Below are 9,147 nucleotides of genomic sequence, written 5' to 3' on the forward strand. Positions count from 1 at the left end.
GCTCATCGGCGAAAGAGATATCCGAAAAATCCTCTGGCTGGTCTAATTCCTCCACCGCTTTTGGCGTTTCCCCTTCCACCGACTCATCGGCGAAAGAGATATCCGAGAAATCCTCTGGCTGGTCTAATTCCTCCACCGCCTTCGGCGTTTGCGCTTCCTCTAGCTCATCGGCGAACGCCATATCCGCACCATCCTCGCTCAGGTTGAATTCCTCTTGCTTGTCCCCGTCGGGGGAGTCTGTGGCTGAACCGAAGGAGGCAAAAATATCCTCGGAGTCTGGACTTGGCGGCGAAGTTTTTGGTGCGGTTTCATCCACAGCGTCGGGGGATGCAGCAGGGGCGGGTTTCGGGTACCCCTGGCGCTTGTCTGTGCCGCCAACTGCTGCCTCGCCTGCTGCATCCTCCTCAGATTTTAATTTAGACAGATCCTCGTCAAGCTTTTGCAGGGTGGACTTGTCCAGCCAGAGGTCCTGGTAATCCTGCTCGGCGAGGTTTTCCGAGGTCAGCAAATCCTCCTCCGGGGAAGCCGGTAAGTAGGATTGTCGGTCCGGGTCCGGGGAATCCAGGAACGGATCGAACTCAGCGCGATCGCCGAGGTCTGGGGTGGAGGGTTCCGCTTCTGGGGTGGGGGGTGAATCGGCGGCGACGGGGGTTTCTCCTGGGTCTGTCGGAGGTGCGATCGCCTCGGTATCTTCTCCGAGATCTGCCATCAAATCCCCCACCGACACCCTATCCTCGGGTTGTGAATTCGGCGCGCTCATTTCGCGATCGTCGGCGGTGGGCGATTCGGCGGCGAGGTCCGTAGCGCGCGAGGGTTCCTTTTCAGGTGACGCAGTGCGATCGCCCGGTGGGTTGGGTTCCTCCAGGTTCTCTTCCCTCGCCAACTCGTCCCAAAATGCGTCAGGGGCTATCTCCTCTTCCTGGATTTCCGGAGCCTCATCGGTTTGCGACACCCCAGCAAATAAGTCCTCTTCGTCCCCTACATTTCCGGGGGCGGAGGCATCCGACAGGGGTGGTTCCTCCTCTGGTGAGCTGGGGCTGAAGGGTTCCCAATCCCGGGTCAATAAATCCTCTTCATCGCTTTTCTGGGTGTCCGATGGTGCGGCGAATTCTGCCGCCGCCTCAAAGTTGCGCTGGGAGAGTTCCTCGCGCGTGAGTGCCTTGGGAGTTTCTGGGGGAGTAGTTTCCCGGTTGTCTTCTTCGAGAGTGGCGCTGTCTTGCGCCTCGGAATCTTCGCCGGCCTCGAGATTTTCTAAATCGCCGAGGTTAAGCGAGGGATCGGTATCGGTTTGCGGAGGGGGGCTGGAGACGCTGGGAAATAATTCCGCCCCCGCATAAGGAAAGTCGAGAAGCAGGGAGGAAGGGAGTGTGGGGGGGCGATCGCCGGTTTCGGTTTCCTCGCTGTCCTCCGTTTCTCCTTCTTCTGCAGGGGGTGCGGTATCTTGCGGGGTTTCCGGTTCCTCCGCATCTGGGGCGGGTTGGGTGCCTGTTTCGGATTCGGTTTTCCGGCGCGAATCGATATCGGCGAAGATTTCGCGAAAACTTTGTAATTGCAGGTTAGATTGCAGATAGCTGGAGGTTTCTTGCCCCAATAGCTGGGCCAAGTGGTTGACTAAGGCGCTCACCATGACTTCGCCCTGTTGTCCCAAATTGTGCATTTGTTGCAATCCTTCGGATAAGGATTGGTTGTAGCTTTGCACGTTGCGCTCTAGGGATTCAAAGACTACCCGCACGGTGGAGTCGAGGGACATCAGCAGGCGATCGGACTGGGCTTGCAACATCCGCAGTTGTTCTAAGCGCTGTTGTGGGTGCAAGAGTCGCGCTTCGGAGAATTCCGGCGCGGTGCTGGGGTCGCGCTCAGAACCGCCCAGGGAAGGGGGTGAGGGAGAGGGGGTTTCGCTTAGCAGTTCGGCTTCTAGATTGCCGATCGCCGTGTTCACTTGTTCCGTGAGGGTTTGTTGCAATGGGCCGATTAAGGCTTGCAAAAACTCGGCGATCGCTTGCTGCTGGGATGCCTGCTGACCTGCTAAGGTGTAATGATGTCGCTGTTTTTGTTCCAGTTGTCGGAGTTGTTCGACTAAGGTGCCTCGTTCTTGTCGCAATGCGGCGATTTCTTCTTCTAAGGGTTGCAACAGGTTGGCGCGCATTGCCATCATGTCTTGGACGAGATTTTGCCACACCTGTTGCGCGGCGGCTGGATTGTTGGCATCTAATGCCGCTTCGCTGTTGGGACGCGAACCTCCCGAACCGGCGGCGGAAGGCGTCTGCATTCGGGGGGCGGGCGGGAGTGATGCCTCTAGCGCCTCCCGTTGCAGTTGGTCATCGAGATAGTGGCGAACTCGTTCTAGAACTCGCCTAGTTTCCCCGGAACTCCACCACGCAAGGCGGGAGTTCATCTTTCGGAGGATTCCGTCAATGTCGGCAATTAAGGCTTGAATTTCTTCACAATTAGAACTCACAGTAGAACCTCTGGCTATAACGAAAGCAGGTATCTCGGACTGGCTGAAGTCAAGACTGCCCTGGTTCCAGGTTTTGTAGATTTTGCTTGCGCGGGTGCAAGGGAGGGTCTCGATATGGCAGGCTACGATCGCGTTCCTGGGATCGAGGGGCTTCTAGGGTGCGAAATCGGGTTAATCGGGGATCGCTCAGTGGGCAAGGGGGGTTTATTCAAAGGAAAGCCAACCATCTGTGAGCTCGCTCGGTCCTGGTTTCCTGCTTTTTCTCTTATTTAAAAATTTACCTTAAACTCGTGCGGGTTGGCTGTGGGGCTGGTGATGGATCGCGCGAAGCAATGGGGGTTTGCCTGGATTAATATTCCCGGGGGCTTGATTTCCAGTGTCAGCCAGCCGGGGTGGCGCAGACCCTTGCAGGGCTTCTCCCCCCACGGTGCGCTAAGCGCCTAAATCTCTGCGATTTCACCCCTGAGAAGGTTTTCGCCCGCCCATCCGGTGTGTTTCCCGGTTAACCCAATCCGGGCATGGTTTGCTGGCGATCGCCGATTGCCAAACCTAGCGGCATTCGAGGACCGTGCAATCGAGGAAATACACCGGGTGTAGGGTTAGACACCCTTCTAGGCTATTATGACTATGGGTTTTCCGGCAAATTCTGCCGGAAAACTGCCGATTCCTGCGGGTTTGGTTTCGATTCCTCCCGCGATCGCCGCTTTCAATCGGGTTGGTTGGGATCCACTTTTCCCCTCTCCCGCACTGACAGGCAATCTCTGCTGCATTCCACCTCGTCAGTCGGGGGTAAAATACGCTGTGGTCTGCCGAATTACTTGTAGTAAAGTATTCACAGAAGCTCCTTGCTTGGCTGAGGCGCAATCTGCGATCGCTTCTCCTCTAGGGCACAAAAGCGCGTTTTTTCTTCACTGCAACTACACTGTTGCTTTAGCTTGCAACGGTGATGCAGGGTGAAAATCACGCTCCGGTTTGCCGAAGAATGAAGCTACGGTCATGCCGGTGTGGTATGGAATTCCATGCGATACTTCCGGAAGATTGTACCTCTGTGCCGCTTGTCCATTGCCCCGGAACCGCGATCGGCTTGCGTGCTTTTCCATCAAGGAAAAAAAACTTATTATTGTTTTGTCACTATTTAGATACAAACTGCGTCAAAAAAATCGCTTGGGAGCCTGTGGGGATGAAAGAGCATAACCAGTCAATCTCAATAATGACCAGTGGGTTGGGGAACCCCCCCAAAACATTCGCCAATGATTTGACCGCAATGATGCTAGCCATTTCCGCATTGCCCCTCGCTCTACAGATAGGCGTTCAAATTTTAACACAGATTGGTTGATGGATTTATGAAGAATTTTGAACGTTTCTGGGGAAGACTTGGTGTGCTGCAAGGCTGTTGTCTGCGCTTTTGCAACCCATTGAAATGTTATCTGCCATCCCCTTTTTAAATGGAACGCCCCCTATAATTGAGTTTTTTGCGATCCGAAGCGCGTTTATGACAGGATGGCCCACATGGACGACCGATATAGCCCTCGCGATACCGTACCGAATATTGATGAATTAATTCGTCAAACGCCTTTTTTTAAAGGCTTGCCCGAGCCAGTTGTGGAAAAAGCAACCGCTCATATTGTCAGCCGTACCCATCCCCCCAATCAGGTCATTTTGTTGGAAAATGACTGGGGAAGTTCGGTGTATTTTCTCCTGGAAGGATGGGTCAAAATCCGCACCTACAACTTGGATGGGAAGGAAGTTACCCTTAATATTCTCGGCACCGGCGAAATCTTTGGCGAGATGGCGGCACTCGATGAGGTGCCGCGCTCGACTGACGTGATTACCCTCGCCCCAACTACCATTGGCAACCTCCCCGCTCAAGATTTTGTAGAGTTAATTCATACCGAACCTTTAGCTGGCATTCGCTTGGCGCAGCTTATGGCCCGCCGTCTGCGACAAGTCAACCGCCGACTCCGCTTGCGCGAATCGGACAGTACCTCCCGAGTGGCTGATATTCTGCTCTTCTTAGCCGAAGGACAAGGAAAGGAATCCCCCAACGGGACTGAAATCCCCAATCTACCTCATCGAGAATTGAGCAGTTTGAGCGGATTGGCTCGCGAAACGGTGACTCGGGTTCTCAGTAAGCTGGAAAAAAAGGGTCTGATTCGACGCGATCGCGAAACCCTTTGCATTCGAGAGCTCCACGCCCTCGAACGTCTGCTGGTGTAGTCTGACCCCTCTCGGGATAAACTCCAAGGAGTCGGGGGGCGATCGCCCCCCCACCTACTCTCTCCCCTCCTCTACCCTGTTGTCTCCCAATCCTCCCCAATTCCCCGTTTTTCCCCATCGTCACTCCATCACCCAAAACACGGCTTCAATTCCTACCCCCTTGACCTCGATTTTTGGAGAAAACGCAATGCAATTTCAACGAATTTTCGTAGCCTTAGATGAGTCGCAATTATGCCAATGGGTATTCGATCGCGCTGTGGATATCGCCCCGTCCAATTCCGCTTCTCTACTGCTATTTCATTGTCTCGCTCCCGAAAATATCGGCCAGTCCATCGGTCCGATGTCCGCCGAATTGGGCTTATATCCAGACATGGTGGAGCGTACCTACGAGGCGCAAAGTCAGTATCTCGAACAACACCAAAACCAAATTCGCCAAACCCTCCAACACTATTGCGAAATCGCTACCGCTAAGGGATTCGCTTGCGAATTCGATTACCACATCGGCGACCCTGGTTCTTCTATCTGCGAAACCGCCCAAGCTTGGAACGCCGATTTAATTCTCGTGGGTCGTCGGGGTCGCAGCGGCTTGACTGAAGCATTGCTCGGTAGCGTCAGCAATTATGTGGTCCATCACGCTCACTGTGCCGTTTTGGTCATTCAAGGCACCGCCGATATCTCATCGAACTCCACTCCATCCCCGAAAAGTGGCGATCGCCTCTCTAACTCTTTTGACCAATGACCAAACCTCATTAAATGACCGGCTTGTTAACCGTTTTTACTCCAAAAAACATCTTTTTTACTCCGCTTAAAACTCAGATTTAATATTTTTTTACATAAAATACAATTAATAACAAATACCAACTTTAGTTGACAAACATCATTATATTATGGCCAAACTATTTCCAGAATAGACGAATATAAAAATTAACAAAACCCTCTATCCCTTAAACTCCTGACAAAATTTCATGGTTAATTCCCCTGACGCGAACAACAATTCTACCCCTACAAACACCAATAGATCCGACAGCGATGATACCGTGACACCTAGCGATCGCGATTCACCCGAAACCTCAACCCCCATCCCCAGCAACAGCAACCCCAATCGCTCCATAGAAGTTAACAAAACCCTCATTCTGGTCGAAACCGCCTTTCTCTCCAGTACCTCCTGTCTGATTTGGCTGATTAATTACTACTTTCCCCTCGGTCCAGTGCTGCGGATTTTTTTCCCAGTCCCCATCGCCCTGGTTTACCTGCGTTGGGGCAATCGGGCCGCTTGGATGGCAGCAGTGGTTTCCGGTTTGTTGCTCTCGGTACTCATGGGACCGACGCGCAGTATCCTGTTTGTCATGCCCTTTGGTTTCTTGGGGGTACTCCTCGGATGTCTGTGGCGACGTCGCGCCAGTTGGGGAACCGCAATCTTACTCGGTTGCATTCTCGGTTCCTTGGGTTTCTTTTTTCGACTGTGGCTCTTGGGAATCCTCGTGGGTGAGGATCTGTGGGTTTACTTAACCACCCAAATTACAGAACTCGCTCAATGGATTTTTCTCAAATTAGGATTGCTCGTGCAACCGAGTCTTTATTTCGTGCAAGGATTAGCCGTGGTTCTGGTAGCAATCAATAACCTCATCTATTTATTTGCCGTACATCTCGCCGCCGCCTTATTGCTGGAAAAATTAGGCAATCCAATTCCCCCGCCACCGCCGTGGGTCGATGTCTTGCTCGATGAAGAATAGCCTCAGCCTATTTTTCCCCGCCGCCGCCAACCCTTATCCGTCACACTCTGCTAGTCTGCAAAAGCGCCCCCCAAACCTGAACACCATAACCTGAATGGGATGATTCGGATCTATACCCAGCCACAACCCGGACAACAATGGCTCGATCGCTATCGGGGACAACGCCCCATCTTTGCCTGCATCTTGGGATTTACAGACACGGCGCTGATTCCGGGCATTTCTGCGGCGGGAGCTACACCCGCCGATCGCAAGTACACCGCGATCGCCGATGCTGAGTTTCTTGACAACGGTCCGCAGCCGGATCCTCGCTATCCCCTGCCACCGCTTCATGCGGGAGCTTCCCCCGTGTTGATTTCTCGGGCAATTGTGGCAGCCCAAAATATCCCGGTTTATCTGTTTAATGCCGGTTTGCCTCAACCCCCCTCGGTTCCCGCTATCGACCTCGAAGGCACCCCCGCCCGTTGCGTCACGACGGGCCATGCGCTGGATATCGAGATTGTCAAACATCTGCTCGATCGCGGACTGGATTGGGGCCACAAAATCGCCACTCAATGCGATCGCGGCTATTTAATTATCGGCGAGTGCGTCGTCGGGGGCACTACCACCGCCCTGGCGCTGTTAACCGCTTTGGGCATTTCTGCTACGGGTATGGTCAATAGCAGCCATCCGCAGTGCAACCATCAGCAAAAATTGGCGGTGGTGAAAGCGGGATTGCAACGCGCCGGCTGCTCACCACCATCGCTTTCCCCGGCTCTCTCCAAGGGTAGCCGATTCTCCCCTACTCTGTCCCCACCCCCATTTCCTGACCCCCTGCATGCGATCGCGGCGGTGGGGGATCCGATGCAGGTGGTGGCGGCGGGAATGGCGATCGCCGCCAGTGGCACCTGTGGCGTCTTGCTCGCAGGGGGGACGCAAATGCTGGCAGTATATGCATTGGCGGCAGCGATCGCCCGTCACTATTCCCTTCCCTGGTGCCCGGATCGAATTGCTGTGGGCACCACTCGCTGGGTGGCAGAAGACCCTACCGGGGATACGGTGGGATTGGCAAATGTCGTCGGTCCAGTTCCTCTGTTGGCAACTCAGCTCAGTTTTGCCGCCTCTCGATATCCCCAGCTTCGCATTTACGAGGAGGGTTTCGTTAAGGAGGGCGTGGGAGCCGGTGCCTGCGCGATCGCCGCTCATCTCTACCAAGGTTGGACTCAAACTCAGTTGCTAGCGGCTATCGAAGCTACGGCATTGCGCTATCAGCTTGCTTCCCGTTGACCCGATCTCGCGCCCTTCGCGATCGCTCCACAATCGGGTTCAATTGTTAAAAAAACCTAAAAAATACCCCGCCATAAGTTAATGAGTATGCAGCCCAATTTTGACTCATTCTCTCTCGCGCGTCGGTGTGGTTTTCGATAAAGCGGACTCGAAACCGGGTTTCTGGCTTCAGTTTGTAGGGTGGGCAGTTTCTTGAATCAGTTGCTATTGGCACCTCGCTCATCTGGATCTGCCCACCCTACCCACTAATTCGTAAGTTGTTAATGAAAAACCCGGTTTCTAACCTCTAGTGAACCACCACTCTAGGTGGAATGACTCGCGAGGCGTTTCCTTGCAGGTGTTGCGATCGCGCCCCTCTCATCACTCATCACTCGTCTCTCTACTTATTCGATGGGTTCAGTGCGCTTGGCGAGTAACTGTTCTTCCAATGCCGCGATCCGGTGATACGCCGCCGTCAATTGTGCCGTCAACCGCTGGATTTGCACTTCCGGCGTTAACAGCACTTCCCCCGGTTGATAGTGGTTCTCTCGGTAGTTATTCTCCACCAGAATATCCTTATGTTCCAGCGTCGCTAGAAATGCATCGTCCCTGCTTTCCACTTTCTCCGCGTAGTGCCTCAGATTCAGGCTAACCTCGGAATACTCCGCGATCGGCGGATTGGTTTCACCATTGCGTTGAGTGAAACACTGCGACACTTTTTTACTCAGTTCGTCAATTGTGTCATACAACACATCCACTTTCTGGTTTAACGCAATCACTTGCTTTTGCAATGATTCCATTTAAGACCCCTATTTCCATAACCGCGTTGTTCATTATTGATTTTAGATAAGGATTCAGCAAAGCTGGAATTATTTTTTAATTATTTAACTTTTAAGAACTTTTATATGTACTCGGGCAAAAATAATTGCAGCGGGTAGGGTGGGCCTCGCCATTTTCGGAAGTGCCTCGCACCCCGGAAGTTCTCGTGCCTGCCCACCCTACAAACCTCAAAAATCGATGTGCAATTTATTTTGCATGACTGCTTATCGTTTCTCAGATTGATGCGATCCGCAGCCGTTTCTGTCATTTCAGTGCAGGCACCTCCGAGATGAAAAATTCTCTACCTCACCCATATGAGAACACTATAACTATGACACCGTCGGTACAGTTTTTCTATCCCTGGAGTGCAGGGTAGGGCTGGCAGCGAAATAACTATTGCGGCGATCGCTAGAGTTTCTTTCCCGATGGGGCGCTGGTGGCGAAATAACTATTGCGGCGATCGCTAGAGTTTCTTTCCCGATGGGGCGCTGGTGGCGAAATAACTATTGCGGTTAGCGGTACAGTTTTTTCCACCCATAGGGCGCTGGCGCGAAAAAAACTATTCCGGTTAGCGGTACAGTTTTTTTCCATTCCTGGAGTACAGGGTTGGACTGGGGATAAATCACTATTCCGGTTAGCGGTACAGTTTTTTCCACCGATTGGGCGCTGGCGGCGAAA

Annotated in this window: 7 protein-coding genes and 1 pseudogene; 5 read left to right on the forward strand and 3 right to left on the reverse strand. The window is 53.0% G+C overall.

Annotated elements, in window-relative coordinates; genetic code table 11:
* Nucleotides 1-2,458 (reverse strand): annotated as a pseudogene (locus tag AC0QH1_RS29910) (hypothetical protein); the annotation flags it as partial.
* 621 nt (nucleotides 2,459-3,079) lie between these two features.
* On the opposite strand from AC0QH1_RS29910, the gene AC0QH1_RS29915 reads away from it, so the two are divergent.
* The 5 genes from AC0QH1_RS29915 (at nucleotide 3,080) to cobT (ending at nucleotide 7,671) form a co-directional block, all read left to right on the forward strand.
* Nucleotides 3,080-3,415 carry a hypothetical protein gene (locus AC0QH1_RS29915; protein WP_324635097.1) on the forward strand — a complete coding sequence of 112 codons (336 nt, stop codon included), beginning with the start codon at nucleotides 3,080-3,082 and terminating at the stop codon, nucleotides 3,413-3,415.
* Nucleotides 3,416-3,967: 552 nt separating this feature from the next.
* Nucleotides 3,968-4,675 (forward strand): Crp/Fnr family transcriptional regulator, encoded by a 708-nt coding sequence (locus AC0QH1_RS29920; protein WP_324635103.1) that lies wholly within the window; start codon nucleotides 3,968-3,970, stop codon nucleotides 4,673-4,675.
* A 187-nt stretch (nucleotides 4,676-4,862) separates the two neighbouring features.
* On the forward strand, nucleotides 4,863-5,414 hold the full coding sequence (locus AC0QH1_RS29925) for a universal stress protein (protein ID WP_324635098.1): 552 nt from the start codon (nucleotides 4,863-4,865) through the stop codon (nucleotides 5,412-5,414).
* A gap of 226 nt (nucleotides 5,415-5,640) precedes the next feature.
* Nucleotides 5,641-6,408: a DUF2232 domain-containing protein gene (locus AC0QH1_RS29930; RefSeq protein ID WP_324635099.1), complete on the forward strand. Its 768-nt coding sequence runs from the start codon at nucleotides 5,641-5,643 to the stop codon at nucleotides 6,406-6,408.
* 99 nt (nucleotides 6,409-6,507) lie between these two features.
* The gene (cobT, locus tag AC0QH1_RS29935) at nucleotides 6,508-7,671 is read left to right on the forward strand and encodes a nicotinate mononucleotide-dependent phosphoribosyltransferase CobT (RefSeq protein ID WP_324635100.1); all 1,164 of its coding nucleotides are present in this window, start codon (nucleotides 6,508-6,510) and stop codon (nucleotides 7,669-7,671) included.
* Between the two features lie 383 nt (nucleotides 7,672-8,054).
* On the opposite strand, the gene AC0QH1_RS29940 is transcribed toward cobT, so the two are convergent.
* Both AC0QH1_RS29940 and AC0QH1_RS29945 read right to left on the reverse strand, forming a co-directional pair.
* The gene (locus AC0QH1_RS29940) at nucleotides 8,055-8,450 is read right to left on the reverse strand and encodes a hypothetical protein (RefSeq protein ID WP_324635101.1); all 396 of its coding nucleotides are present in this window, start codon (nucleotides 8,448-8,450) and stop codon (nucleotides 8,055-8,057) included.
* A gap of 427 nt (nucleotides 8,451-8,877) precedes the next feature.
* The coding region (locus AC0QH1_RS29945) for a hypothetical protein (RefSeq protein ID WP_324635102.1) at nucleotides 8,878-9,147 on the reverse strand (270 nt) is incomplete at its 5' end.

This window comes from Phormidium sp. CCY1219 (assembly GCF_055795085.1).